Source organism: Pseudomonas sp. TE3895 (genome assembly GCF_056278855.1).
In genome coordinates, this window is the sequence record NZ_JBWBQE010000001.1 from 2137299 (window position 1) to 2160899 (window position 23601).

Genomic DNA, 23601 nt, shown 5'->3' on the forward strand with positions numbered 1-23601 from the left:
GTAGGCCTTGCAAGAATAGGGGGTCAGGGCTGTGCGTGATGGCGGCATCAATTGGCTTGAGTATCGCCCTGGCGAATGTCATTTGTCTCAGGGGTCGCGGCAGGCGCCATTGGCAGGTTGCGTGCAATCAGGCCGCGATAGCTCGCTGCACCCAAGCAGGCGCCAAGGATCGGTGCAAATACCGGAACCAGGAAATAGGGAATATCCCGCCCGCCAGTGAAGGCGATTTCGCCCCAACCGGCCAGGAAGGTCATGAGTTTTGGCCCGAAATCGCGGGCCGGGTTCATCGCAAAACCCGTCAATGGGCCCATGGCGCTGCCAATCACTGCAATCAGCAGGCCGATCAGCAGCGGGGCCATGGCGCCGCGCGGCAGGCCGTTGTTGTCGTCGGTCAGGGCCATGATTACGGCCATCAGAATGGCAGTGATCACCACTTCGACCAGAAACGCCTGGCTGGTGGACAGCGACGGGTGCGGGTAGGTGGAGAACACCGAGGCCAGCTCCAGGCTGCCTTCGCTACCGCGCAGCATGGCGTGGGCTTGTTCGAAATCGAAGAACAGGTTGCTGTACAGCGTGTAGACCAGTGCTGCGCCACAGAATGCACCGCATACCTGGGCCAGCATGTAGAAGGGCAGCTTGCGCTTGTCGAACCCTGCGAACAGTGTGAGGGCGATACTCACGGCTGGGTTCAGGTGCGCACCGGAAATACCGGCGGTGAGGTAGATGGCCATGCTGACGCCCACACCCCAGATGATACTGATTTCCCAAAGCCCGAAGCTGGCGCCGGCAACCTTGAGCGCGGCAACGCAGCCGGTGCCGAAGAAGATGAGCAGGGCGGTGCCGAGAAACTCGGCCAGGCATTGGCTGGACAGTGTGGGTTGGCGCAGAGCAGTCGTCATGTATGACCTCGTTTTTTTTGTTGTGAGGCGCGTGGCGCTCGACAGCAAAACCCGGTGTCTATCCCCATTGACCCCGGGTGATGTAGGAAATGCACCTTAAAAGGGCATCGTTTATTCAGAAACGAAAAAATATAGACAAGAAACGCTGATGTCAAAGGTCGAAAGTGAACGGTCAGTCACGATATGGTCGCTAGAATCAGCTGCTGATCCCTGTACTAGACGCGCGCGATTGCGGTGCGGTGGCTGGGATGTGGGAATTGTCCTAAAGTAGCCGCCGAGTCGTCCCTGACTGGAGCCCTTGCATGACCCCCGCCCTAGACTTGTTGAAGAAGCACCGTGCCGAGCATCGTGTGCACAGTTATGAACATGACCCGAAGTCGGCGTCGTATGGCCTGGAGGCGGCAGAAAAGCTCGGGCTCGACCCGCAACAGGTGTTCAAGACGTTGCTGGCAAGCAGCGAGAAAGGGGAATTGCTGGTAGCGGTTGTGCCTGTGGTAGGTACCCTGGACCTCAAGGCCCTGGCCCATGCTGCCGGCGTGAAGAAGTGCGAGATGGCCGACCCGGCGGCGGCGCAGCGGGCGACCGGTTACCTGGTGGGCGGCATCAGCCCGCTGGGGCAGAAGAAGCGCCTGCGGACCTTCATTGATGACTCGGCGCAGAATTTTGCAACTATCCATGTCAGCGCCGGCAGGCGTGGCCTGGAAGTGGAGTTGGCTGCGGCGGTGCTGGCGGAGTATACGCAGGGCACGTTTGCCGGGATTGGTCGAGGCTGAGAGCAGGGGGCCGCCAAGCGGCCCTCTGGTTCTGAAGTCAAGTCGCCGAACTGTATCGACGCACGCCATTCTCCTGGCGTGGCAACTGTGCCGCAACGCTACCCGGTACCGGGAATAGCACGAGGTGATCGGCCTTCACTGCAATCTCCACATTCTCACCGATCTCGTGGTCGTTATGGCTAGGGAAGATCGCTTCGAGCTGGCTACCGGTGGGCAACTGCAGGCGGTAGAGCGTGGATGCCCCAAGGAAACTCTTGCCCACGATGTTCGCCATGAGCGCGCTGCCAGGTGCATGCACGATATCATCCGGGCGCAGCAGTACATCCACCGAGCTGCCCGGCGCCATGATGTAGGCGCGGTTACCGCGCAGCTCACCCACTTCGGTATTGACCGCCTCGTGGCTGCTCATTTGCCCACGGATGAAGTACCCCTGGCCGATGAAACTCGCCACGAATGGCGTCTGCGGTTCGTGGTAAAGGTTGTAGGGCGTATCCCACTGTTCCAGGCGGCCTTCCTTGAAGACGCCAACCTGGTCGCTGACGGCAAAGGCTTCTTCCTGGTCATGGGTGACCAGAATGGCGCTGGTACCGCGGCTTTTGAGAATATCGCGAACCTCATGGCTCAGGCGCCGGCGCAGCTCCACGTCGAGGTTGGAGAATGGCTCGTCAAGCAGCAGCAGTTGCGGCTCGGGCGCCAGCGCCCGGGCCAGGGCAACACGTTGCTGCTGGCCGCCGGACAGCTCATGCGGGTAACGCCCGCCCAGCCCGCCGAGTTTGACCAGCTCCAGCATCTCTTCGATGACGGCGGCCTGGCGTGGGTGTTTGGCGATACCAAAGGCAATGTTCTGCGCCACCGTCAGGTGCGGGAACAGCGCGTAGTCCTGAAATACCATGCCGATGCGGCGCTTTTCCGGGGCCAGGGTGAACCCAGCCCGGGAAATGACCTCACCGGCCAGGTGGATTTCACCTTCGTGCACCGGCTCGAAACCGGCGATGGCACGCAGGGTGGTGGTCTTGCCACAACCGGATGAACCCAGCAGGCAACCGATGTCGCCTGCGTTCAGGTGCAGGTTGAGGTTCTGGACGATGCGCTGGTCGCCATAGCCGCAGGCGAGGTTGCGCAGGTTGAGCAGTAGGGGTTGACTCATGCGTGGTGGTAAGCCGGTTCTACAAGGAATTCGAGAAGCGCCTTCTGTGCATGCAAGCGGTTTTCAGCCTCGTCCCAGGCGACCGAACGTGGGTCGTCGAGCAGGTCCTGGCTGATTTCCTCGCCACGGTGGGCGGGCAGGCAGTGCATGAAGAGGACATCGGGTGCAGCCAGGTCGAGCAGTTCGCGGGTGACCTGGTAAGGCGCGAAATGCGCCAGGCGCCGTGCAGTTTCCTCCTCCTGACCCATGGAAGTCCAGACATCGGTGACCACCAGGTGTGCATCACGCACAGCTTCCCTGGCATCCCGGATGATCTGCACGCGGTCACCGCCCAGTGCCATGAAGCGTTGATCCGGCTCATAGCCTTCGGGGCAGGCGATGCGCAGCTGGAAATCGAACTGCCTGGCGGCTTCGATATAGGAGTTGCACATGTTGAAGCCATCGCCGATCCAGGTCACGGTCTTGCCCTGAATCGAGCCGCGGTGTTCAACGAAGGTCTGCATGTCGGCCAGCAGTTGGCACGGGTGCGATTCGTCGGACAGGCCGTTGATCACGGGCACACGCGACTTGGCGGCGAACTCGGTCAGGGTGCTGTGGGCGTGGGTCCGGATCATCACCACATCAACCATGCTCGACAGCACGATGGCGCTGTCACCAATCGGCTCGCCGCGGCCCAGCTGGGTGTCGCGGGGCGACAGGAAGATGGCCTGGCCGCCGAGCTGGATCATGCCGGCCTCGAACGACACGCGGGTACGGGTCGAGGACTTTTCGAAGATCATGCCCAGCACACGGTTCTTCAGCGGTTCGAACAGCACGCCTCGCTTGCGCAGGTCCTTCAGCTCGATGCCGCGGCGGATCACCCCGAGCAATTCGTCGGTGGTGAAGTCCAGCAGGGAGAGAAAGTGCCTAGCGCTCATGAGTGACTACCTTATCTGCAACGGTATGCAGGTCGACCGTATGGTTTTTTTGACAACGGGGGTGACCTGCGGCGTAAGCCGCACGGGGCGGACGAAATAGGGAAAGGCGCAATACTATAAGTAAATGTCGCCTGAAGCCAAGGGGGGAAAAGCGGGGTGATCGCAAAGGGTATTGCAAAGGGTGTCTTTACCCGTTGGCCCGTGCTGTTCTTTATTTGCTACAGACGGTTGTACACGGCTTGCTGGCAATTTGGCAAATGGCTGTCGTAAATCGTGCGCCTGATGTCGGTGGATTCACGCGGCGAAGCGCACTGGCCGCGGGGCGGGGGGCGGGCGCATAGTCACTGTTCGACAACAACAAGGCAGAGGCGGCCATGACCAAGACCCTGCATCACCGTGCCTGTCACCTGTGCGAAGCGATCTGCGGGCTCAACATCGAAGTCAGCCATGAGGAAGACGGGCGGGCCCTGATCAGCTCGATCAAGGGCGACCCCATGGACCCGTTCAGCCGTGGCCATGTCTGCCCCAAGGCCGTGGCGTTGCAGGACATTCAGAACGACCCGGATCGCCTGCGCCAGCCCCATAAGCGAGTCGGTGAGCATTGGCAGGCCATTGGTTGGGATGAGGCCTTCGCACTGGCTGCCGAAAAATTGTGGGCGGTTCAGCTAGCCCATGGGCGCAATGCCGTGGCGGTCTACCAAGGCAACCCGAGCGTGCACAATTACGGCTTGATGACCCACAGCAACTATTTCCTGGGCCTGCTCAAGACCCGTAACCGTTTCTCTGCCACGTCCGTGGACCAGTTGCCCCAACACCTGGTCAGCCACTTGATGTATGGGCATGGGCTGCTGCTGCCGATTCCGGACATCGACCACACGGGGTTCATGCTGATTCTTGGCGGCAACCCGCTGGCCTCCAATGGCAGCATCATGACTGTTCCGGACGTGGAGAAGCGCCTGAAGGCCCTGCGGGCGCGTGGTGGGCGCCTGGTGGTGGTTGACCCGCGGCGTAGCGAAACGGCGGCAATGGCTGACAGCCATTTGTTCATACGCCCCGGTGGTGATGCAGCCCTGTTGTGCGGCTTGCTCAACACATTGTTCGAAGAAGGCCTGGCACGGGGCTCGCACTTGCCGGTCAACGGCCTGCAGCAGGTGCGCGAGGCCATTGCGCCGTTCAGTGCCGAGGCCGTGAGCGCCCAATGTGGTATTGCTGCAGCGGATATTCGCCAGCTGGCACGCGACTTCGCCGCTGCCGGGCAGGCCGTGTGCTACGGCCGCATGGGCGTCTCGACCCAAGCATTCGGTACCCTTTGCCACTGGCTGGTGCAACTTGTGAACCTGGTGACCGGCAACCTCGACCGCACAGGCGGCGCGTTGTGCACGGAGCCTGCCGTCGACCTGGTGGCAACCACCTCGGGCGGCCATTTCAACGCCTGGCAGAGCCGTGTGTCGGGTTTGCCCGAGTACGGCGGCGAGCTGCCGGTGGCTGCCCTTGCCGAGGAAATGCAAACACCGGGCGAAGGGCAGGTGCGCGCCCTGGTGACCGTTGCCGGCAACCCTGTGTTGTCCACGCCTAACGGCCGCCAGCTGGATACGGCGCTGGAGGGTTTGGAGTTCATGCTCAGTATCGATCTCTACATCAACGAAACCACCCGCCATGCCGACTTGATCCTGCCCTCCACCTCAGCGCTGGAGAACGACCATTACGACAGCACCTTCAACTTGCTGGCAGTGCGCAATGTCACGCGCTTCAACCGGGCGATCCTTGCCAAGCCGGAGGGGGCACTGCATGACTGGGAGATCTTCGTCGGCCTGGCCCAGGCGTTTGCCAAGCGTGCCGAGTTGGCGTTGAAGCCGACCTGGTCGCCTGCGCAGATGATTGATCAAGCCCTGCGCAAAGGGCGCTATGGTGAAGCAACGCCTTGGCAGCTCTCCCTGGCAACACTGGACGATCACCCGCACGGGCTTGACCTGGGGCCTTTACGCAGCAACCTCGCTGGGCGTTTGACGACCGTCAGCAAGGCTGTCGAAGCAGCCCCTCAGGTCTTGCTGGACGACTTGCACCGCCTGGCGCAAATGACGTCCCCAGTGCCGGGCGAGCTGCTGCTGATCGGGCGCCGCCATGTGCGCAGCAACAACTCGTGGATGCACAACTTCCATCGCCTGGTGAAAGGCAAGCCACGGCATCAGTTGTTGATGCACCCGCAAGATTTGCAGCAGCGGCAACTGCAGGATGGCCAGCGCGTGCGCATCCGTTCGCGTACTGGCTCACTGGAGGTCGAGGTGCAGGCCTGCGAGGACATGATGCCCGGTGTGGTCAGCTTGCCCCATGGCTATGGTCATGGTCGTCAGGGCGTGCACCTGCAGATCGCCCAGGCGCAACCCGGCGTGAGTGCCAATGACCTGACCGATGAGCGCTTTCGGGACCAGGTTTCCGGGAACGCTGCGCTCAATGGCGTACCCGTGCAGGTCGAGGCCGCTTGAGGAACGGCAAGGCCGAGCACGGCGCTCGGCTTTCCGATACAATGCGACACCGTGCCGACGACTGTGTCGGATAGTTCAGCCGAGGTGCTACATGGATATCATCGAAACGATCAAAGAGCAGATTGCCAACAACACCATTCTGCTTTACATGAAAGGCTCGCCGAATGCCCCGCAGTGCGGCTTCTCTGCGCGTGCATCGCAGGCCGTGATGGGTTGTGGCGAAAAGTTCGCCTACGTCGACATCCTGCAGAACCCGGAAATTCGCGCCAACCTGCCAAAATACGCCAACTGGCCGACCTTCCCGCAACTGTGGGTAGCCGGTGAGCTGGTTGGCGGCAGCGACATCATGCTGGAAATGTTCGAGAAGGGTGAGCTGCAAACCCTGATCAAGGAAGCGGCTGCCAAGGCCAAGGCTTCTGAAGCCTGATCTTCCGGCAAGCATAAAAAAACCCGCGATCAGCGGGTTTTTTTATGGGGCGAATAGTTACTCTTCGCCCATCTGCGACTGCAGGTAGTTCTCGATACCGATCTTGTCGATCAGCCCCAGTTGGGTTTCCAGCCAGTCGATGTGTTCTTCCTCGGACTCGAGGATATCTTCGAGCACGTCACGCGAGCCGAAGTCGCCAGCGGTTTCACAATGGGCGATGGCGGCCTTCAGGTCGACCAGGCCTTGCTGTTCAATCTTCAGGTCACACTCGAGCATTTCCTTGGTGTGCTCGCCGATCAGCAGTTTGCCCAGGTCCTGAACGTTAGGAATACCTTCGAGGAACAAAATACGCTTGATCAGTTTGTCAGCGTGCTTCATTTCATCGATGGATTCTTTGTACTCGTGCTTGCCGAGTTTGTTCAGCCCCCAATCTTCGTACATGCGTGCGTGCAGGAAGTACTGGTTGATCGCGACCAGCTCGTTTCCGAGGATCTTGTTGAGATGCTGGATGACGCTTACGTCGCCTTTCATGTCGGGTTCCTGCCCTGTAGAAGTGTGTCAATCCACTGAAGTTTGAGCCCGATACTTAGGTGTGTCAAACCTAAGTTCTTGAATACTAAGTGAAAATTAATAGGAATAAGAATGTTTGTGAACCGCGTTGCAACGCTAACTTGTTGAATTGCGGGCATAAAAAAACCGGACACCAGGTCCGGTTCTTGAAATTCTGCGTTCAGGCAGCGGTAAATTCGACGGGGTAGGGCAAGGCCGCCTGGCTGACCTGAAGCTCGGTCAGGGTCTCGCGGACCACCTGCTTGGCCACGCAGGCGCATTTCCCACACTGGCTGGCGACATTGGTGGCGGCTCGCACTTCCTTGTAACTGCAGCATCCTTCATAGATCGCATCGCGGATCTGTCCGTCGGTAACGCCGACACAAAGACACACATACATAAGGGCTGACCATCGCTGGTTGGGTCGATGGGTTGGAGCTTAATGTTAATGAGAATGCTTGTCAAAGATCTTTCTGAGGGTGCTGTGCTTGAGCGACCGGTGGTCGCTTTGTCGACGGAGTCGGCCTGTCATGAGAAGCCGTGTATGATGGTCGGCCTTTGTTGGATGTCGGGCAAGCCCGTCTGGCCCGGCAAACGGTTTTTCACCCTCATCAGGAGATTACAATGAGCGTACTCGTTGGTAAGAAAGCCCCCGATTTCACCGTTCCGGCCGTGCTGGGCAATGGCGAGATCGTCGATAGCTTCAACCTGGCCTCGGCCATCAAGGGCAAGTACGGCCTGGTGTTCTTCTACCCGCTGGACTTCACCTTCGTCTGCCCGTCCGAGCTGATCGCCCTGGACAACCGCATCCCTGACTTCCAGGCGCGCAACGTGGAAGTGATCGGCGTGTCGATCGACTCGCACTTCACCCACAACGCCTGGCGTAACACCCCGGTCAACAACGGCGGCATCGGTCAGGTGAAGTACACCCTGGCTGCCGACATGACCCACGAAATCTGCAAAGCCTACGACGTCGAGTCCGAAGGCGGCGTGGCCTTCCGTGGTGCCTTCCTGATCGATACCAACGGTGTTGTCCGTTCGCAGATCGTCAACGACCTGCCACTGGGTCGTAACATGGACGAGCTGCTGCGTCTGGTTGACGCTCTGCAGTTCCACGAAGAGCACGGCGAAGTCTGCCCTGCCAACTGGAAAAAAGGCGACAAGGGCATGAACGCTTCGCCTGAAGGCGTTGCTGCCTACCTGAGCGAGAACGCTGGCAAGCTGTAATTGCTGCGTGTATGAAAAAACCGGCCTTCGTGGCCGGTTTTTTTATGCCTTCCTGTGCCGGCCTCTTCGCGGGCGCGCCCGCGAATGCCTTTGGCAGATCAATCGTTGAAATCGCGCCAGCCGCCCATTTCTTTCCAGCGGTTGACGATGCCGCAGAACAGCTCAGCGGTTTTCTCGGTGTCATAACGTGCCGAGTGCGCCTCACGCCCGTCGAAGTCGATGTCGGCGCTCTGGCAGGCCCGCGCCAGCACGGTCTGGCCATACGCCAGGCCCGCCAGGGTGGCGGTGTCGAAGCTGGAGAACGGGTGGAACGGGTTGCGCTTCAGGTCATTGCGCGCCACTGCTGCATTGAGGAAACCCAGGTCGAAACTGCTGTTGTGGCCGACCAGAATCGCCCGCTTGCAGCCGTTGGCCTTGAGTGCCTTGCGCACGCCACGGAAGATGTCGGTCATCGCGCTTTCCTCGCTGACCGCCATGCGCAGCGGGTGGTCCAGCTTGATCCCGGTGAACTCAAGTGCGGCCGGCTCGATGTTGGCGCCCTCGAACGGCTCCACTCGGTGGAAGTAGGTATGTTCGGGGAACAGGAAGCCTTTCTCGTCCATGCCGATGGTGACGGCGGCAATTTCCAGCAATGCATCGGTAGCGCTGTTGAAACCACCGGTTTCAACATCCACCACGACCGGCAGATAGCCGCGGAAGCGCTCGGCCATCGGATGGCGAGGACCGCTGCTGCCTTGGGTGTCCAGGTCGTCTTCGTAAAGGTCTTCGCTCACGCGTTTTTCTCCAGCAGGCGCCAGCGCAGTTTTTCGCCAGCGCGCAGCGGGACTACGGTTTGCTCGCCAAATGGCAGGCTTTCCGGAGCGGTCCATTCTTCGCGGACCAGGGTAATGGTGTCGGTGTTCGCCGGCAGGCCATAGAAGGCCGGGCCGTGCAGGCTGGCGAAGCCTTCCAGCTTGTCCAGCGCGTTACGCTGCTCGAACGCTTCGGCGTACATCTCGATGGCCGCATAGGCGGTGTAGCAACCCGCGCAACCGCAGGCTGCTTCCTTGGCGTGACGGGCATGAGGTGCCGAGTCGGTGCCGAGGAAGAACTTCGGATTGCCGCTGGTGGCTGCGTCCAGCAAGGCCACCTGGTGGGTGTTGCGCTTGAGGATCGGCAGGCAGTAGAAGTGCGGGCGAATGCCGCCGACCAGCATGTGGTTGCGGTTGTACAGCAGGTGCTGGGCGGTGATGGTCGCACCGACGTTGGCCGGGGCCTCGGTGACGAACTGCGCGGCGTCGCTGGTGGTGATGTGTTCGAACACCACTTTCAGCGTTGGGAAGCGCTCGACCACACGGCGCATGTGCTCGTCGATGAAGCGCTTCTCGCGGTCGAACACGTCGATCTCGCTGCGGGTCACTTCGCCATGCACCAGCAGCGGCATGCCCACTTCCGCCATTGCCTCTATGGCCGGGAAGATGTTGTCGATGCTGGTCACGCCGGAATCGGAGTTGGTGGTGGCGCCGGCCGGGTACAACTTGGCGGCGTACACGAAACCGCTGGCCTTGGCCGCGCGGATGTCCTCGGGGCTGATGTTGTCGGTGAGGTACAGCACCATCAGCGGCTCGAAGCGGCTGCCGGCCGGGCGGGCAGCCAGAATGCGCTCACGGTAGGCGCCGGCCTCGGCGGCATTGCGCACCGGCGGAACCAGGTTGGGCATGATGATGGCACGGGCGAAGGTACGCGCCACGTCGCCAACGGTGTGGGGCAGGACGGCACCATCGCGCAGATGGATGTGCCAGTCGTCGGGGCGCAGGAGGGTCAGGCGATCGGACATTGGGGATTCCAGGCGGGTCGAACTCAAGCCCCAATCCTACCGGAAAACCCCGGGGCGAGCACGGCTATCAAGTTTTCCGGACAGCGTCCGATAGCCTGCAGGTAAGCCGTCAGAATTTGTGGAGCCGCCCGTGCGCCAGCGTTACCTAGCCCTGTTGACCCTGTTCGCCAGCCTGCCGGCCGGCGCACTGACTTTCCAGACGCGCATGGAGAACATTGCCTGGAAGGTCGAGGGTGACCAGTTCGAGTGCCGTCTGAGCCAGGCGATCGAAGGTTTCGGCAGCGGTACGTTCGTGCGTCGGGCAGGCGAGCAGCCGGTGTTTCAGCTGCGGTCGGACAGCAACGTACTGGGTGCCGGCACCGCCAGCCTGCTGGCTGCGGCAGCGCCGTGGCAACCTGGGCGTGGCGATATCAACCTGGGCAATGTGCGTATGGCCCGCAGTGGCGTGCTGTTCAGCTCCTCCCAAGGGCAGGCCAGCCGGCTGATCAACGGCTTGCTCGACGGGCGTAGCACCGTCGTGCGCAACTACACCGGTGAGGCGGGCAGGCCGATGGAGGTGCGTGTGCTGCCGGTCAGCTTCGCCAAAGCCTACAATGACTATCAGGTCTGTGCTGGCAAGCTGTTGCCGATGAACTACGACCAGGTGCGCCAGACCCAGGTGGGTTTCCCCGGGGGCGGTATCGAGCTGGATGCAGCAGCCAAGGCGCGGCTGGACGTGATCCTCGATTACATGAAAGCCGACCCGACGGTGAATCATGTCGAGCTCAATGGGCATTCCGACAACAGTGGCAACCGCCTGGCCAACCGCGACCTGTCACGCCGCCGCGCATTGGCCGTTGCCGATTACTTCAAGGCTAACGGTGTGCCGGAGGAGCAGATCACTGTGCGCTTCCATGGCGAACGTTATCCGCTCGCGAAGAACAACAGTGCGTCGAATCGGGCGCGTAATCGGCGGGTGAATATCGAGCTGGATCGGGTGGCGGTGGTTGAGAAACCGGTGGAAAAGCCGGTTGAGCAAGCGGCGCCGGCTGTTGCACCTGCCTCGGGCGTCCCGGGGGCGAAGGCGCCCTGAGATCTGGTCGGTGCATGTCATGGGCTCGCATCAAGGCCGCCAGGGGTTCGTCACAACATTTTCAGCGCCTGTGAGATCGAGCGCCGCCCGCGCGGCGCTTCGCGGGTAAACCCGCTCCTACGTTTGTTTCGGGCCAGTCCATCCTGTGCCTGGCGCGCGCGACCGCCTTGTTGGTACGACGCGATATCGAGATAGGCACCAAGGCGTTCGCGCGCGAATCCCACAGGCATAATTGGCCCGAAACAAACGTAGGAGCGGGTTTACCCGCGAAGCGCCGCGCGGGCGGCGCTCGGTCTCACAGGCGCAGAATGTGTCGAGGCGGACACCTGGCGGCGCTCGGTCTCACAGGCGCAGAATGTGTCGAGGCGGACACCTGGCGGCGCTCGATCTCACCGGCGCAGAATGCGTCGAGACGGACACCTGGCGGCGCTCGGTCTCACAGGCGCAGAATGTGTCGAGGCGGACACCTGGCGGCGCTCGATCTCACAGGCGCAGAATGCGTCGAGACGGACACCTGGCGGCGCTCGGTCTCACAGGCGCAGAATGTGTCGAGGCGGACACCTGGCGGCGCTCGGTCTCACAGGCGCAGAATGTGTCGAGGCGGACACCTGGCGGCGCTCGATCTCACAGACGCTGAACTCCTCAAGGCATGCACGCTGCGGCTCGACGCCCCTCCATGGACCTCATGCCACATCCCTCAACCGACCGCCCGTCGCCCCTACGAAAGTTCCTGTCGCTTTGTCGTCAGAAGCTGTCGCCCCACTGTAAATTTATCCGCAACGCCGGTAGAATCGATCCCTTTCCGTACAACCCCGTGGAGTGATGGCATGGCGGACGTAAAAAAGGTCGTACTGGCGTATTCCGGCGGCCTTGATACTTCGGTGATTCTCAAGTGGCTGCAGGATACCTACAACTGCGAAGTGGTGACCTTCACTGCTGACCTGGGGCAGGGCGAAGAGGTCGAACCGGCCCGTGCCAAGGCCCAGGCAATGGGCGTTAAAGAGATCTACATCGACGACCTGCGCGAAGAATTCGTGCGTGATTTCGTGTTCCCGATGTTCCGCGCCAACACCGTCTACGAAGGCGAGTACCTGCTGGGTACTTCCATCGCCCGTCCGCTGATCGCCAAGCGTCTGATCGAAATCGCCAACGAAACCGGCGCTGACGCCATTTCCCATGGCGCCACCGGTAAGGGTAACGACCAGGTGCGCTTCGAGCTGGGTGCCTATGCCCTGAAGCCAGGCGTCAAGGTCATCGCCCCATGGCGTGAGTGGGACCTGCTGTCCCGCGAAAAGCTGATGGACTACGCCGAGAAGCACGGCATCCCGATCGAGCGCCACGGCAAGAAGAAGTCGCCGTACTCGATGGACGCCAACCTGCTGCACATCTCCTACGAAGGCGGTGTCCTGGAAGATACCTGGACCGAGCACGAAGAAGACATGTGGCGCTGGAGTGTCTCGCCTGAGAACGCCCCGGACCAGGCTACCTACATCGAGCTGACCTACCGCAATGGTGACATCGTTGCCATCGACGGCGTCGAGAAATCCCCGGCCACCGTCCTGGCAGACCTGAACCGTATCGGTGGTGCCAACGGCATCGGCCGTCTGGACATCGTCGAAAACCGTTACGTCGGCATGAAGTCGCGCGGTTGCTACGAAACGCCTGGCGGTACCATCATGCTCAAGGCACACCGTGCCATCGAGTCGATCACCCTGGACCGCGAAGTCGCTCACCTGAAAGATGAGCTGATGCCAAAGTATGCCAGCCTGATCTACACCGGCTACTGGTGGAGCCCGGAGCGTCTGATGCTGCAGCAGATGATCGATGCTTCGCAGGTCAACGTGAATGGTGTAGTGCGCCTGAAACTGTACAAGGGCAATGTGACCGTGGTTGGCCGCAAGTCGGACGATTCGCTGTTCGATGCCAACATCGCCACCTTTGAAGAAGATGGTGGTGCCTACAACCAGGCAGATGCTGCTGGCTTCATCAAGCTCAATGCACTGCGTATGCGCATTGCCGCCAACAAGGGCCGTTCGCTGCTCTGATTGCTGGTGTGTGCGAAAACCCCGGCTCAGTCCGGGGTTTTTTTATGCCCGCGCAAAGGTGGGTCGTTCAACTTCGATGGCTCACATCATCGCCCTCAAGTGCGCTGATCGAAAGCTGCGCACATTGACGTCTGTCCAGATTACAAAAGCGCCAGACTCGCGTTGGCTCGGGCGGTTGGGCAAGTGCGTGCAAGAGTTGCTGCTCCATCATGCGATAGGCGTCTGGGCCGGAGAACATGAACGTGACAGGCTCGCCCTGTACCGCCTCACGGGCATCATTGGAAATCGCGGGTGTGGCCACACTGTTCAGTGCTGGCGTGTTGGGCTGTGCTGTGCTGTCGGGTAGCGGGTTGTAGAACGACTTGTAATTGAAGTTGAGCGTCAGAAAGAACAGTGCCGTCAGAAAGAATGGAAAGCCTACCAGGAACCAGGTGTAGAGCTTTTGGCTGGACTCGCCGAGAAATGGCAGTGTGGCAAGGGCGGAGGCTTCGATGATCCCCGCGAAGATGGCAATGATCGTCAGCGGGGCGACAGGTTGTGCTTGGGTCATATGGGCCGTCTCCAGCGGTTTTGTCCATCTTTACCTTACTGCTGTACTCGACTAAAGGCTGGATTGTTTCCCGGGGGAGGAATGATCGTCAGAGAACCTCGTTGTATGGCTTTTTCAACGTGTTTGAATCGGAAGTTTTCCTCTGCTCAAGATCAGTATTCAACTGGTACGTTTATGTCTGTGGGTGGTACCGTTTCTTTCGGTAATAAGTAATTTGTTTGTTACAACCCTAGTCATTATGTGTAGGAAGTTTCTGTAAGTTCTGTAGGCTTTTTCTGTCCATCGCTTTCGCTGGTAAATCGCCGCGCCAGCAAGCGTCCTGTCGGTTATCGTGGCGTGCCAAAGCAACAACAATGTATGGATATCGCATGAATAAAGTGCTTATCGTGGATGATCATCCGGTCATACGCCTGGCCGTACGCATGCTGATGGAGCGGCATGGGTATGACGTTGTGGCGGAGACTGACAATGGGGTAGCTGCGCTGCAGCTGACGCGGCAACACCTGCCGGATATTGTGGTGCTGGATATCGGTATCCCGAAGCTGGATGGCCTGGAGGTGATCGCCCGCATGGCGACATTCAGCCCGGGTAGCAAGGTACTGGTGCTGACGTCGCAGGCCCCCGGCAACTTTTCGATGCGCTGCATGCAGGCAGGGGCGGCGGGTTACGTGTGCAAGCAGCAGGAGCTTACCGAACTGCTCAGCGCTATCAAGGCTGTGTTGTCGGGTTACAGCTACTTCCCCAACCAGGCCTTGCATGCGTCACGTGGCAGGGGGGCGGGCAGCGAGACGGATATGGTGAATCGCCTGTCTGCGCGAGAAATGACGGTGCTGCAACAACTGGCGCGAGGGCGTTCGAACAAGGAGATTGCCGACAGCATGTACCTCAGTAACAAGACGGTCAGTACCTACAAGTCGCGGCTGTTGCTCAAGCTCAATGCACGGTCACTGGTTGACCTGATCGAGCTGGCGCAACGGCAAGGTCTGAACTGATCGCCAAGCCTTGAAGCCTCCAGCCAGGAGGCTTTGCCAAGGCTATCGGTCCCTGACTACGGGACCCGCACTACAGGTCGTAATCGAAATCGGCCAACTGCTTCTGCAGGCGCCGTTCTTCCAGCATGTTGTCGATGGTGCGGCGTTTGCTCAGGTTGGTTTTTGCGGTTTCAACCTGTGGCTCCGCGTCATCGTCTGCGGCAACAAAATCATCATCGATCGACAGGTCGTCTTTATCGGTACTCATGAGTCGCTCCAAGCCAAGGGGCCATTGGCCGTCCTTATAACCAGAAAGCAGACGCTGGTAAAAAAGATTTTTTCAATCGACGTGAGTGGTTTTTGGCAATCGGCTCAATCGTCGGAGGTTTTGTGCTTGTACTCGCACAAATCTTCGATCCTGCAGCTGCCGCACCTTGGCTTGCGCGCCTGGCACACGTAGCGCCCGTGCAGGATCAGCCAGTGGTGGGCGTCGAGCAGGTAATCCTTGGGTACAAACTTGACCAGTTTCTTTTCCACTTCCAGCACCGTTTTGCCTGGCGCGATGCCCGTGCGGTTACTCACCCGGAAGATATGGGTATCCACGGCCATGGCCGGTTGGCGAAACGCCGTGTTAAGCACCACATTGGCGGTTTTGCGGCCGACGCCGGGTAGCGCCTCCAACGCTTCGCGGGTTTGCGGTACCTGGCTGTCGTGGCGCTCGATCAGCAGCCGGCACGCTTCTATGACATTCTTGGCCTTGCTGTTGTAAAGCCCGATGGTCTTGATGTATTCGCTGAGGCCTTCAACGCCCAGGGCATAGATGGCCTCGGGGGTGTTGGCGACGGGGAACAGGCGGGCAGTGGCCTTGTTGACGCCGACGTCGGTGGATTGCGCGGACAGTGTCACGGCGACCAGCAGTTCAAACGGGGTCGTGTAGGCCAGTTCGGTTTTTGGGTCGGGGTTGTCTTCGTGCAGCCTGCGAAAAATCTCCAGGCGTTTGGCGGCATTCATGAAATCAGGGCTTTCCTTGACGATGTGGGTGGGCAGGGCCCGGAAGCAGGCGATTGTACAAGGCCAACAGCAGACCCAGCAGCAGTAGCGCACCGGGGGCGAGGCTGGCCAGGTGCAGCTCGGCATGGTCAGCCAGCCATTGGCGGCTGGCGCCCAGCAGCAGGCAAATGGCAAAGACAGCGCCGAGGTGCGTTGCGAGCAGGCGCCAGCGGCGTTGGTCAGGCAGCAGGTGGTCACTGGCCAGGCATTGCAGGCACAACAATGCGGGATAGTGGCCCAGGGCAATGGCCAGCGGTAGCAGCCAGGCCCGCATGGCCAACTGCAGGCAACTGGCCAAGGCTGCCAGCAGCAGCAGGCTAGCCAGTACATAGGCCCAGCTGGCCATGTGTTTACGCAGTGGCGCCAGCAACAGTTGGTGCAGGCACCCCATCACTACTGCGCACAGGCCGATGGCCGCGCCTTCAGCCAGCGTTCGGGTGGCGCCCAGCAGTGGCGCCAGGCTCATGGCCAGCAGGCAGAACCTATTCATGGGTGGCGCCCTCCAGCAATACACTACGCTGCTCGTCGAAATAGCTCAGCGCATCCTGCAATGCGGCGATCACCGCTCGCGAGGTCACGGTTGCGCCGGCCAATTGGTCAAAGTCACCCTGGTCCCGTTTCAGCGCCCAGTGATCGCCCTGATCGCGGTTGTTGAACTGACTCAGCCAGTGCAATCGCGGATCCCCCAGGCGATCGCCCAGCCCGGGGCTTTCCTGTTGTTCGACAACCTGGCTGCCGATCAGCCGGCCGTCCGTGGCGATGGCGACGCTCAGCACGATCGGCCCGGCATACCCCTGGGCCTGTGTGATCAGGATAATGGCGCTTGGCTTACCTGCCACAGTGGCACGGTAAGCCGCCAGGATACGGCTGTTGGGCCGCTGTGCGGCGGGCCTTGGCAGCGGGCTTTCCAGGGGCTGGTTGTCATAGCTACCGTCGGGCAGCACGGCCAGCCGCTGGCGGCTTTGCAGCTGCTTTTCAGCGCCGGCGATGGCCGGACCGGTCCACTGCCGCCAGGCCAGGGTGGCAGATACTGCCAATACTCCCGTCAGCAGCAACAGGCCCACATCCCGAACCCCGCGCTTCATCGGGCTGCCTGCTGACGCTGCGCAGCCATGCGCTCGAGTGCCGGTGCCAAAAGGTTCATCAGCAGGACGGCGAACGCGGTGCCATCCGGATAGCTGCCCCAGGTACGAATCAGGTAGATGAGCACCCCTGTCCCCACGCCGAAGCACAGCTTGGCCCAGTCGTCTCTGGGGCCGGACACTGGCTCGGTCGCAATGAAGAAGGCTGCCAGCATGGTCGAGCCGGAAAACAGGTGCAGCAAAGGCGAGCCATTGGAGTCCGACCCCGAACCGTTCCAGCCCAACAGGCTGAATACCACTAGCCCTGCCAGCAAACCTGCCGGCGCATGCCAACTGATCACCTTGCGTTGCATCAAGAACAGGCCGCCAAGCAGGAATGCCAGGTTGACCCATTCGCTGCCTGCCCCGCCAATGTTGCCAAAGCCTGGATGGCTGGCGAACAGCTCGTCGATGGTCAGGCTGCGGTTGTGGCGCAAGCCGTCGAGCAATGTCGGACGGGCCCAGGCATCGATCTGTTCGCCCCCAGCGAACACCTGCTGCACGCTGTCGAGCAGGCCTGGGGCCTGCCCAGGCCAATGGTTCATCTGCAACGGGAAGCTGAGCAGCACGAAGGCATAACCCACCATGGCCGGATTGAACAGATTTCGCCCGACCCCACCGTAGGCCTGCTTGCCGATACCGATCGCGACACTTGCCGCGATGACCGGCAGCCACCATGGCGCCAAGGTGGGCAGGGCGGCCGCCAGCAGCACGGCGGTCACCAGTGCGCTGCCGTCGTTTAGCGTCTGGCTCAGTGATTGGCTGCGCAGTGCCAGCAGCAATGCCTCGCACAGCAGCGCGGCGCTGGCGCACAGCAACAGGTTCAGCATCATGCCCCAGCCATGCAGCCAAAACAGCGCCAGCAGTCCAGGCGTGCAGGCGAGCAAGACCAGGCGCATGCTGGTGCGTAGGCGCGGATCGGGACTGCTCATTGGCCAAACATTCCGTTGAAACCGGAAAGCGCCATGGCCATCACCCCGGCACCAATCAATTCGATGGGCAGGCCGCGCAGCGCGTTGGGGATATCGGCGTGGGCGCTGCGCTGGCGCAGGTCGGCGAACACCATCAGCGCCAGCCAGAAGCCGCCACCCGTCAGCAAGCCTTGGAGCAGCATGGTTGGCCAGGTGCCGTCGTCGCTTGTCTGTTGCAGGGCCAGCCCAAGCACTGCTGCATTGCTCAACAGCAGCGCTGGCAGCCCCACTACAGGCCAGGCCGGGCGCCACTTGGCCAATAGCCAGGGCAGGCCCCAGGCGAGCAAAGCCAGCCAGGGCAATAGCAGAAACAGGGCAAGATCGTGGATGTGCAACGGGGCAAGTACCGCGTGCACCAGCAACTGCGCGCCGATTACGCCCAGGGCGATGCACAGGGCGCAGGCCAGGCCGTGCACCTGCAGTTGCAGCCCGGAGAGTGGCTGTCGGAGCAGGCACAGGTGATTGATCAGTGCGGCGCTGATCAGGACCAGGATGTAGTCATTCATGAGATGACGATAGCCGGGAATCGGGGCGATTGTCCGGGTTTGGCATGAAGGGGCCTGCGTAATTGTGGGAGCGGGCAGGCCGCTCCCACAATGGCCCGCAGGGCGGTTACTTGATGCGCTGGCCTGGCTTGGCGCCGCTGTCCGGGCTCAGCAGGTAGATTTCTTCACCGCCAGGGCCGGCAGCCATGACCATGCCTTCGGACACGCCAAAGCGCATCTTCCGGGGTTTGAGGTTGGCTACCATCATGGTCAGGCGGCCTTCCAGCTTGGATGGGTCTGGGTAGGCTGACTTGATGCCGGAGAACACGTTGCGGCGCTCGTCACCAATGTCCAGGGTCAGTTGCAGCAACTTGTCGGCACCCGCCACGGCTTCAGCCTTGACGATCAGCGCCACACGCAAGTCAACGGCAGCAAAGGTATCGAACTCGATCTCTGCCGACAGCGGGTCCTTGGCCAGCTCGCCATTGCCCGCCGGGGCCTTGGCTTCGGCAGCCAGCAGGTCTTCCTTGCTGGCAGCGACCATGGCTTCGACCTTGGCCGGCTCGATACGGCTCATCAAGGCCTTGAACGGGTTAAGCGGGTGGTTTTCCAGGCGTGTCAGGTGGTCGTTCCAGGTCAGCGGGGCCACGTTGAGGAAAGCCTCGGCGTCAGCGGCCAGCACCGGCAGTACCGGTTTGAGGAAGATCACCAGCTGGCGGAACAGGTTGATGCCTTGGGCGCAAATGGCCTGGACTTCATCCTGCTTGCCTTCCTGTTTGGCCAGTGACCACGGTGCCTTGTCGGCGATCCAGGCGTTGGCGCGGTCGGCCAGTGCCATGATTTCGCGCATGGCGCGGCCAAAATCACGGGCTTCATAGGCTTCGGCGATGGAGGGGGCGGCAGCCAGGAAGGCTTCGGTCAGCTCAGGCGCGGCATCACCGCTGACCATCACGCCTTCGTTGCCCTTGTGGATGAAGCCGGCGCAGCGGCTGGCAATGTTGACGACCTTGCCGACCAGGTCGGAGTTGACCTTCTGCACGAAGTCTTCCAGGTTCAGGTCCAGGTCGTCGACGCCACGCCCCAGCTTGGCCGCATAGTAGTAACGCAGGTATTCCGGCTGCAGGTGATCCAGGTAGGTGCGGGCCTTGATGAAGGTGCCGCGCGACTTGGACATCTTGGCGCCGTTGACCGTCAGGTAGCCGTGCACGTTGACCGCGGTCGGCTTGCGGAAGCCGGCGCCTTCGAGCATGGCAGGCCAGAACAGGGCGTGGAAGTTGACGATGTCCTTGCCGATGAAGTGGTACAGCTCGGCCTTGGAGCCTTCGTTCCAGAAGGCGTCGAAGTCCAGCTCCGGGCGGCGTGCGCAGAGGTTCTTGAAGCTGGCCATGTAGCCGATTGGCGCATCCAGCCATACGTAGAAGTATTTGCCAGGCTCACCCGGGATCTCGAAGCCGAAGTACGGCGCGTCGCGGGAGATATCCCACTCCTGCAGGCCGGAGTCCAGCCATTCCGCCAGTTTGTTGGCTACCGCGTCCTGCAGGGTGCCGCTTCGGGTCCACTGCTGCAGCATGGCCTGGAAGTCTGGCAGCTTGAAGAAGAAGTGCTGGGAATCACGCAGTACCGGGGTGGCACCGGAGATCGCTGACTTGGGGTTCTTCAGCTCGGTGGGTGCATAGGTGGCGCCGCATTTTTCGCAGTTGTCGCCGTACTGGTCTTCGGCCGCGCACTTCGGGCAGGTGCCCTTGATGAAGCGGTCGGCAAGGAACATGCCTTTTTCCGGGTCGAAGTACTGGGTCACCGAACGGGTGGCGATGTGCCCGGCTTCACGCAGGCGCGAGTAGATCAGGCTCGACAGCTCGCGGTTCTCTTCGCTGTGGGTGGAATGGAAGTTGTCGAAGTCCACCAGGAAGTCGGCGAAATCGCTGCTGTGCTCGGCCTGGACGTTGGCGATCAGCTGTTCCGGGGTGATGCCTTCCTTTTCGGCGCGCAGCATGATGGCCGAACCGTGGGCGTCGTCGGCGCAGACATAGATGCACTGGTTGCCGCGCAGCTTCTGGAAGCGCACCCACATGTCCGTCTGGATGTACTCCAGCATATGGCCGAGATGGATCGATCCATTGGCATAGGGCAGGGCGCTGGTGACGAGAATCTGGCGTGGCTCGGACATGGTGGCTCGGCTACTTATCTGGCTACGGGGTAAAAATGAGGGTGATCGGCCACTATAAAGGGCTGGCGAAGATATTTCACCCCGCAAGCGCATCTGCTGACGATTGACGGGTTAGGATAGGCGACTGTTTTACATTCAGTTTGCCAATGGGAGTCTCCATGAGTGCCGTCACCCGTGCCGCCGTTGAAGGCGTGCTTCGCCAGTACACCGACCCCTACCTGAACCAGGACCCGGTCAGCGCCGGCTGCGTGCGCGCCATCGATATCCAGGGCGGGCAGGTCAGCGTGCAGTTGCAGTTGGGTTATGCCGCAGGGCTGTTCAAGAACGGCTGGGCCCAGGTGCTGCAGACCGCCATTGGCAGCCTCGAGGGTGTCACTGGCGCCCAGGTTTCGATCGATTGCGTGGTGGCTGCGCACAAGGCCCAGGCCCAGGTGCCAGCCATGGCCAACGTCAAGAACATCATCGCCGTGGCCTCGGGCAAGGGCGGTGTGGGCAAGTCGACCACCGCTGCCAACCTGGCCTTGGCCCTCGCACGCGAAGGCGCACGGGTAGGTATTCTCGATGCCGATATCTACGGCCCCAGTCAGGGGGTGATGTTCGGCATCGCCGAGGGTACCCGTCCACAGATTCGTGAGCAGAAGTGGTTCGTGCCGATCAAGGCCCACGGCGTGGAAGTCATGTCCATGGCCTTCCTCACCGACGACAACACGCCGATGGTATGGCGTGGCCCGATGGTGTCTGGCGCGCTGCTGCAACTGGTCACCCAGACCGCCTGGGATGACCTGGATTACCTGGTGATCGATATGCCGCCTGGTACCGGTGACATCCAGCTGACCCTGGCACAAAAGGTGCCGGTGGTCGGTTCGGTGATCGTCACCACGCCACAGGACCTGGCGCTGCTGGATGCCAAGAAGGGCGTGGAAATGTTCCGCAAGGTCAACATTCCGGTGCTGGGTGTGGTCGAGAACATGGCCGTGCATATCTGCTCGAATTGCGGCCATGCCGAACACCTGTTCGGTGAAGGTGGCGGCGAGAAGCTGGCCAGCCAGTATGGCGTCGACCTGCTGGCGTCGCTGCCGTTGTCGATGCTGATACGTGAGCAGGCCGACAGCGGCAAGCCGACGGCGATCGCCGAGCCGGAAAGCCAGATTGCCATGGTTTACCAGGAACTGGCCCGCCAGGTGGGCGCGCGGATCGTGCTGCAGGAAGCTGCGGCGCCGGCAATGCCCAGCATTACCATCAGCGAAGACTGACGCATTCCCTGTGGGGGCAACTGTCTTGCTCAATTTCTAAAAGCTGGCGCGATCCCTGTGGGAGCGGCCTGGCGTCGCGAAAGGGCCGCGCAGCGGCCCCAGGATCTCGGCATAATGCATAGATTGCTGGGGCCGCTTTGCGGCCCTTTCGCGACACAAGGCTCCACACACTTGCAATGCATGGCCTTCAGACAGGCATAAAAAAACCCGCCAGAAGGCGGGTTTTTTTGAAAGCTAGGAAGCTAGATCGACTTAGGCGATCTGAACTTCTTCAGCCTGCATGCCTTTCTGGCCGCGGGTAGCGACGAAAGTAACAGCCTGGCCTTCTTTCAGGGTTTTGAAGCCGTCAGCTTGGATGGCTTTGAAGTGCACGAACAGGTCGTCGCCCGACTGAGGGGTGATGAAGCCGTAGCCTTTCTCATCGTTGAACCACTTAACAACACCGGATTGACGGTTGGACATTTTTCTGTCTCCTTGGACAATTTGATAACGGTCAGGAAAAACCCTGCCCGGGACTGAGCGCAAAGAGAGCAGAAAATTCAGCGATGGGCCGATCAGGATCGTGCATCAAACTAGAGATTCTCGGTGTCACGTGCAGCACAGTGGCAACACCTTACCCCACTTTCCGCAACCTGCCAATGGTCAGAAGACGCTTTAGGCAAATTCGGATCGGCGGCGGCTGCAGCCCCCACCCGGCGCGGGATGAGGGATGGAACTTTAACCTGGGCGCCGGGACCGGTAATATGCGCGTCACGATTTTCACCTCGCAACTCTTCAGGACACCCCGCCATGAGCATCAAATCGGACAAGTGGATTCGCCGCATGGCGCAGGAACACGGCATGATCGAGCCGTTCGTCGAGCGCCAGGTGCGCGGCGAGCAGGACAACCGCGTGATCTCCTTCGGCGTCTCCAGCTATGGATACGACGTACGCTGCGCCGACGAATTCAAGGTGTTCACCAACATCAACTCGGCCACCGTCGACCCGAAAAATTTCGATGCTGGCAGCTTCGTCGATATCAAGAGCGACGTGTGCATCATCCCGCCAAACTCTTTCGCCCTGGCGCGCACTGTCGAATATTTCCGCATTCCTCGTGACGTGCTGACCATTTGCCTGGGCAAGAGCACCTACGCCCGTTGCGGCATCATCGTCAACGTCACGCCGCTCGAGCCCGAGTGGGAAGGCCACGTGACGTTGGAGTTCTCCAACACCACCACGCTGCCGGCAAAGATCTACGCCAACGAAGGCGTGGCGCAGATGCTGTTCTTGCAGTCCGACGAAGAGTGCGAAGTGTCGTACAAGGACCGTGGCGGCAAATACCAGGGCCAGCGCGGCGTCACGCTGCCGCGTACCTGAGCCGACAAGCGCGGGGAATTACCCGCGCCTTTGGCACTCCAACGAAGTAACGCCGGTGTGCATGATGTACATCGGCTTTCGTCAGGAGCAGCCAATGAAACTCCATCCCGCAATCAGTGCCAAGCTGGCAGGCCTGCAGCCCAATCACGTAGGGTTGTTGCCCTGGTCACTGCTGGCGCACCCGCTGCCCATGCAAGCGGGGGGCGTGCCCCATCAACCTGACCCCGATACCCCGCAACCGCCGGAACCCGGTGAGACGCCTCCCATGGAGCCGGGTGAACCGACCTTGCCGGACGAGCCGCCTCCCGCCCCTGTCGCTTAA

General features: G+C 60.9%; 26 protein-coding genes. 10 read left to right on the forward strand and 16 right to left on the reverse strand.

What is annotated here, in order from left to right; genetic code table 11:
* Nucleotides 1–47: 47 nt before the first annotated feature.
* Nucleotides 48–899 carry an MIP/aquaporin family protein gene (locus ACZ889_RS09600; RefSeq protein WP_003254959.1) on the reverse strand — a complete coding sequence of 284 codons (852 nt, stop codon included), beginning with the start codon at nt 897–899 and terminating at the stop codon, nt 48–50.
* A gap of 302 nt (nt 900–1201) precedes the next feature.
* Between ACZ889_RS09600 and ybaK the strand changes: the two genes are divergently transcribed.
* Nucleotides 1202–1672, forward strand: a complete 471-nt coding sequence (gene ybaK, locus ACZ889_RS09605; protein ID WP_003254957.1) for a Cys-tRNA(Pro) deacylase — start codon at nt 1202–1204, stop codon at nt 1670–1672.
* Nucleotides 1673–1709: 37 nt separating this feature from the next.
* Here ybaK and ACZ889_RS09610 read toward each other — a convergent pair whose 3' ends face one another.
* Complete coding sequence (locus ACZ889_RS09610) at nt 1710–2819, reverse strand: ABC transporter ATP-binding protein (protein ID WP_010952248.1); 1110 nt, start codon at nt 2817–2819, stop codon at nt 1710–1712.
* Nucleotides 2816–3736, reverse strand: a complete 921-nt coding sequence (gene argF / locus ACZ889_RS09615) for an ornithine carbamoyltransferase (protein WP_003254953.1) — start codon at nt 3734–3736, stop codon at nt 2816–2818. The genes ACZ889_RS09610 and argF overlap by 4 nt, the downstream gene beginning before the upstream one ends.
* A 374-nt stretch (nt 3737–4110) precedes the next feature.
* Between argF and ACZ889_RS09620 the strand changes: the two genes are divergently transcribed.
* Together ACZ889_RS09620 and grxD are read left to right on the forward strand one after the other, a co-directional pair.
* The gene (locus ACZ889_RS09620; RefSeq protein WP_476257335.1) at nt 4111–6219 is read left to right on the forward strand and encodes a molybdopterin-dependent oxidoreductase; all 2109 of its coding nucleotides are present in this window, start codon (nt 4111–4113) and stop codon (nt 6217–6219) included.
* 91 nt (nt 6220–6310) lie between these two features.
* Nucleotides 6311–6646 (forward strand): Grx4 family monothiol glutaredoxin, encoded by a 336-nt coding sequence (gene grxD, locus ACZ889_RS09625; RefSeq protein WP_003254949.1) that lies wholly within the window; start codon nt 6311–6313, stop codon nt 6644–6646.
* A 57-nt stretch (nt 6647–6703) separates the two neighbouring features.
* Here the strand turns inward: grxD and bfr are convergent, their stop codons facing one another.
* Together bfr and ACZ889_RS09635 are read right to left on the reverse strand one after the other, a co-directional pair.
* Nucleotides 6704–7177 (reverse strand): bacterioferritin, encoded by a 474-nt coding sequence (bfr, locus tag ACZ889_RS09630; protein ID WP_003254948.1) that lies wholly within the window; start codon nt 7175–7177, stop codon nt 6704–6706.
* 199 nt (nt 7178–7376) lie between these two features.
* On the reverse strand, nt 7377–7595 hold the full coding sequence (locus ACZ889_RS09635) for a bacterioferritin-associated ferredoxin (RefSeq protein ID WP_003254947.1): 219 nt from the start codon (nt 7593–7595) through the stop codon (nt 7377–7379).
* Nucleotides 7596–7819: 224 nt separating this feature from the next.
* On the opposite strand from ACZ889_RS09635, the gene ACZ889_RS09640 reads away from it, so the two are divergent.
* Complete coding sequence (locus ACZ889_RS09640) at nt 7820–8422, forward strand: peroxiredoxin (RefSeq protein ID WP_003254945.1); 603 nt, start codon at nt 7820–7822, stop codon at nt 8420–8422.
* A 98-nt stretch (nt 8423–8520) separates the two neighbouring features.
* Here ACZ889_RS09640 and rnt read toward each other — a convergent pair whose 3' ends face one another.
* Both rnt and pyrC read right to left on the reverse strand, forming a co-directional pair.
* Nucleotides 8521–9132 carry a ribonuclease T gene (rnt, locus tag ACZ889_RS09645; RefSeq protein WP_010952252.1) on the reverse strand — a complete coding sequence of 204 codons (612 nt, stop codon included), beginning with the start codon at nt 9130–9132 and terminating at the stop codon, nt 8521–8523.
* Nucleotides 9133–9191: 59 nt separating this feature from the next.
* Complete coding sequence (gene pyrC, locus ACZ889_RS09650) at nt 9192–10238, reverse strand: dihydroorotase (RefSeq protein WP_180688750.1); 1047 nt, start codon at nt 10236–10238, stop codon at nt 9192–9194.
* A gap of 130 nt (nt 10239–10368) precedes the next feature.
* Here pyrC and ACZ889_RS09655 point away from each other — a divergent pair, with 130 nt between their 5' ends.
* Together ACZ889_RS09655 and ACZ889_RS09660 are read left to right on the forward strand one after the other, a co-directional pair.
* Nucleotides 10369–11310 (forward strand): flagellar protein MotY, encoded by a 942-nt coding sequence (locus tag ACZ889_RS09655; protein WP_192907541.1) that lies wholly within the window; start codon nt 10369–10371, stop codon nt 11308–11310.
* A gap of 827 nt (nt 11311–12137) precedes the next feature.
* On the forward strand, nt 12138–13355 hold the full coding sequence (locus ACZ889_RS09660; RefSeq protein ID WP_003254941.1) for an argininosuccinate synthase: 1218 nt from the start codon (nt 12138–12140) through the stop codon (nt 13353–13355).
* Between the two features lie 67 nt (nt 13356–13422).
* On the opposite strand, the gene ACZ889_RS09665 is transcribed toward ACZ889_RS09660, so the two are convergent.
* Nucleotides 13423–13905, reverse strand: a complete 483-nt coding sequence (locus ACZ889_RS09665) for a hypothetical protein (RefSeq protein WP_014860061.1) — start codon at nt 13903–13905, stop codon at nt 13423–13425.
* Nucleotides 13906–14273: 368 nt separating this feature from the next.
* Between ACZ889_RS09665 and ACZ889_RS09670 the strand changes: the two genes are divergently transcribed.
* Nucleotides 14274–14897 (forward strand): response regulator transcription factor, encoded by a 624-nt coding sequence (locus tag ACZ889_RS09670; protein ID WP_003254939.1) that lies wholly within the window; start codon nt 14274–14276, stop codon nt 14895–14897.
* A gap of 70 nt (nt 14898–14967) precedes the next feature.
* Here the strand turns inward: ACZ889_RS09670 and ACZ889_RS09675 are convergent, their stop codons facing one another.
* From ACZ889_RS09675 to metG, 7 genes are all read right to left on the reverse strand, one after another.
* On the reverse strand, nt 14968–15144 hold the full coding sequence (locus ACZ889_RS09675) for a PA3496 family putative envelope integrity protein (protein ID WP_003254937.1): 177 nt from the start codon (nt 15142–15144) through the stop codon (nt 14968–14970).
* A gap of 104 nt (nt 15145–15248) precedes the next feature.
* Complete coding sequence (gene nth, locus ACZ889_RS09680) at nt 15249–15887, reverse strand: endonuclease III (protein WP_003254935.1); 639 nt, start codon at nt 15885–15887, stop codon at nt 15249–15251.
* 4 nt (nt 15888–15891) lie between these two features.
* Complete coding sequence (locus ACZ889_RS09685; RefSeq protein WP_180688748.1) at nt 15892–16416, reverse strand: Rnf-Nqr domain containing protein; 525 nt, start codon at nt 16414–16416, stop codon at nt 15892–15894.
* The gene (locus tag ACZ889_RS09690; protein ID WP_180688747.1) at nt 16409–17011 is read right to left on the reverse strand and encodes an RnfABCDGE type electron transport complex subunit G; all 603 of its coding nucleotides are present in this window, start codon (nt 17009–17011) and stop codon (nt 16409–16411) included. The genes ACZ889_RS09685 and ACZ889_RS09690 overlap by 8 nt, the downstream gene beginning before the upstream one ends.
* Nucleotides 17008–17979 carry an RnfABCDGE type electron transport complex subunit D gene (locus ACZ889_RS09695; RefSeq protein WP_180688746.1) on the reverse strand — a complete coding sequence of 324 codons (972 nt, stop codon included), beginning with the start codon at nt 17977–17979 and terminating at the stop codon, nt 17008–17010. Before ACZ889_RS09695 ends, ACZ889_RS09690 begins: the two co-directional genes overlap by 4 nt.
* The gene (locus tag ACZ889_RS09700) at nt 17976–18524 is read right to left on the reverse strand and encodes an Rnf-Nqr domain containing protein (RefSeq protein ID WP_014755521.1); all 549 of its coding nucleotides are present in this window, start codon (nt 18522–18524) and stop codon (nt 17976–17978) included. The genes ACZ889_RS09695 and ACZ889_RS09700 overlap by 4 nt, the downstream gene beginning before the upstream one ends.
* Before the next feature lie 106 nt (nt 18525–18630).
* Entirely contained in the window at nt 18631–20670 is a 2040-nt protein-coding gene (metG, locus tag ACZ889_RS09705; RefSeq protein ID WP_014589921.1) for a methionine--tRNA ligase, read from the reverse strand.
* Nucleotides 20671–20828: 158 nt separating this feature from the next.
* Here metG and apbC point away from each other — a divergent pair, with 158 nt between their 5' ends.
* Nucleotides 20829–21923: an iron-sulfur cluster carrier protein ApbC gene (gene apbC, locus ACZ889_RS09710; RefSeq protein WP_003254924.1), complete on the forward strand. Its 1095-nt coding sequence runs from the start codon at nt 20829–20831 to the stop codon at nt 21921–21923.
* 252 nt (nt 21924–22175) lie between these two features.
* Here the strand turns inward: apbC and ACZ889_RS09715 are convergent, their stop codons facing one another.
* On the reverse strand, nt 22176–22385 hold the full coding sequence (locus ACZ889_RS09715; protein ID WP_003254922.1) for a cold-shock protein: 210 nt from the start codon (nt 22383–22385) through the stop codon (nt 22176–22178).
* A 327-nt stretch (nt 22386–22712) separates the two neighbouring features.
* Between ACZ889_RS09715 and dcd the strand changes: the two genes are divergently transcribed.
* Both dcd and ACZ889_RS09725 read left to right on the forward strand, forming a co-directional pair.
* Entirely contained in the window at nt 22713–23279 is a 567-nt protein-coding gene (gene dcd / locus ACZ889_RS09720) for a dCTP deaminase (RefSeq protein ID WP_003254920.1), read from the forward strand.
* 94 nt (nt 23280–23373) lie between these two features.
* On the forward strand, nt 23374–23601 hold the full coding sequence (locus ACZ889_RS09725; protein WP_003254918.1) for a hypothetical protein: 228 nt from the start codon (nt 23374–23376) through the stop codon (nt 23599–23601).

Bases quoted from the DNA above. Each gene is read 5' to 3' on its own strand.
- ACZ889_RS09725 (WP_003254918.1), top strand. From the start codon at position 23,374: ATGAAACTCCATCCCGCAATCAGTGCCAAGCTGGCAGGCCTGCAGCCC.
- ACZ889_RS09675 (WP_003254937.1), bottom strand. From the start codon at position 15,144: ATGAGTACCGATAAAGACGACCTGTCGATCGATGATGATTTTGTTGCC.
- ACZ889_RS09640 (WP_003254945.1), top strand. From the start codon at position 7,820: ATGAGCGTACTCGTTGGTAAGAAAGCCCCCGATTTCACCGTTCCGGCC.
- ACZ889_RS09635 (WP_003254947.1), bottom strand. From the start codon at position 7,595: ATGTATGTGTGTCTTTGTGTCGGCGTTACCGACGGACAGATCCGCGAT.
- ACZ889_RS09670 (WP_003254939.1), top strand. From the start codon at position 14,274: ATGAATAAAGTGCTTATCGTGGATGATCATCCGGTCATACGCCTGGCC.
- nth (WP_003254935.1), bottom strand. From the start codon at position 15,887: ATGAATGCCGCCAAACGCCTGGAGATTTTTCGCAGGCTGCACGAAGAC.
- ACZ889_RS09685 (WP_180688748.1), bottom strand. From the start codon at position 16,416: ATGAATAGGTTCTGCCTGCTGGCCATGAGCCTGGCGCCACTGCTGGGC.
- argF (WP_003254953.1), bottom strand. From the start codon at position 3,736: ATGAGCGCTAGGCACTTTCTCTCCCTGCTGGACTTCACCACCGACGAA.
- grxD (WP_003254949.1), top strand. From the start codon at position 6,311: ATGGATATCATCGAAACGATCAAAGAGCAGATTGCCAACAACACCATT.
- metG (WP_014589921.1), bottom strand. From the start codon at position 20,670: ATGTCCGAGCCACGCCAGATTCTCGTCACCAGCGCCCTGCCCTATGCC.
- ybaK (WP_003254957.1), top strand. From the start codon at position 1,202: ATGACCCCCGCCCTAGACTTGTTGAAGAAGCACCGTGCCGAGCATCGT.
- ACZ889_RS09700 (WP_014755521.1), bottom strand. From the start codon at position 18,524: ATGAATGACTACATCCTGGTCCTGATCAGCGCCGCACTGATCAATCAC.
- dcd (WP_003254920.1), top strand. From the start codon at position 22,713: ATGAGCATCAAATCGGACAAGTGGATTCGCCGCATGGCGCAGGAACAC.
- ACZ889_RS09620 (WP_476257335.1), top strand. From the start codon at position 4,111: ATGACCAAGACCCTGCATCACCGTGCCTGTCACCTGTGCGAAGCGATC.
- apbC (WP_003254924.1), top strand. From the start codon at position 20,829: ATGAGTGCCGTCACCCGTGCCGCCGTTGAAGGCGTGCTTCGCCAGTAC.
- ACZ889_RS09715 (WP_003254922.1), bottom strand. From the start codon at position 22,385: ATGTCCAACCGTCAATCCGGTGTTGTTAAGTGGTTCAACGATGAGAAA.
- ACZ889_RS09665 (WP_014860061.1), bottom strand. From the start codon at position 13,905: ATGACCCAAGCACAACCTGTCGCCCCGCTGACGATCATTGCCATCTTC.
- ACZ889_RS09695 (WP_180688746.1), bottom strand. From the start codon at position 17,979: ATGAGCAGTCCCGATCCGCGCCTACGCACCAGCATGCGCCTGGTCTTG.
- bfr (WP_003254948.1), bottom strand. From the start codon at position 7,177: ATGAAAGGCGACGTAAGCGTCATCCAGCATCTCAACAAGATCCTCGGA.
- ACZ889_RS09600 (WP_003254959.1), bottom strand. From the start codon at position 899: ATGACGACTGCTCTGCGCCAACCCACACTGTCCAGCCAATGCCTGGCC.
- pyrC (WP_180688750.1), bottom strand. From the start codon at position 10,238: ATGTCCGATCGCCTGACCCTCCTGCGCCCCGACGACTGGCACATCCAT.
- ACZ889_RS09690 (WP_180688747.1), bottom strand. From the start codon at position 17,011: ATGAAGCGCGGGGTTCGGGATGTGGGCCTGTTGCTGCTGACGGGAGTA.
- ACZ889_RS09660 (WP_003254941.1), top strand. From the start codon at position 12,138: ATGGCGGACGTAAAAAAGGTCGTACTGGCGTATTCCGGCGGCCTTGAT.
- ACZ889_RS09610 (WP_010952248.1), bottom strand. From the start codon at position 2,819: ATGAGTCAACCCCTACTGCTCAACCTGCGCAACCTCGCCTGCGGCTAT.
- rnt (WP_010952252.1), bottom strand. From the start codon at position 9,132: ATGGCCGAGCGCTTCCGCGGCTATCTGCCGGTCGTGGTGGATGTTGAA.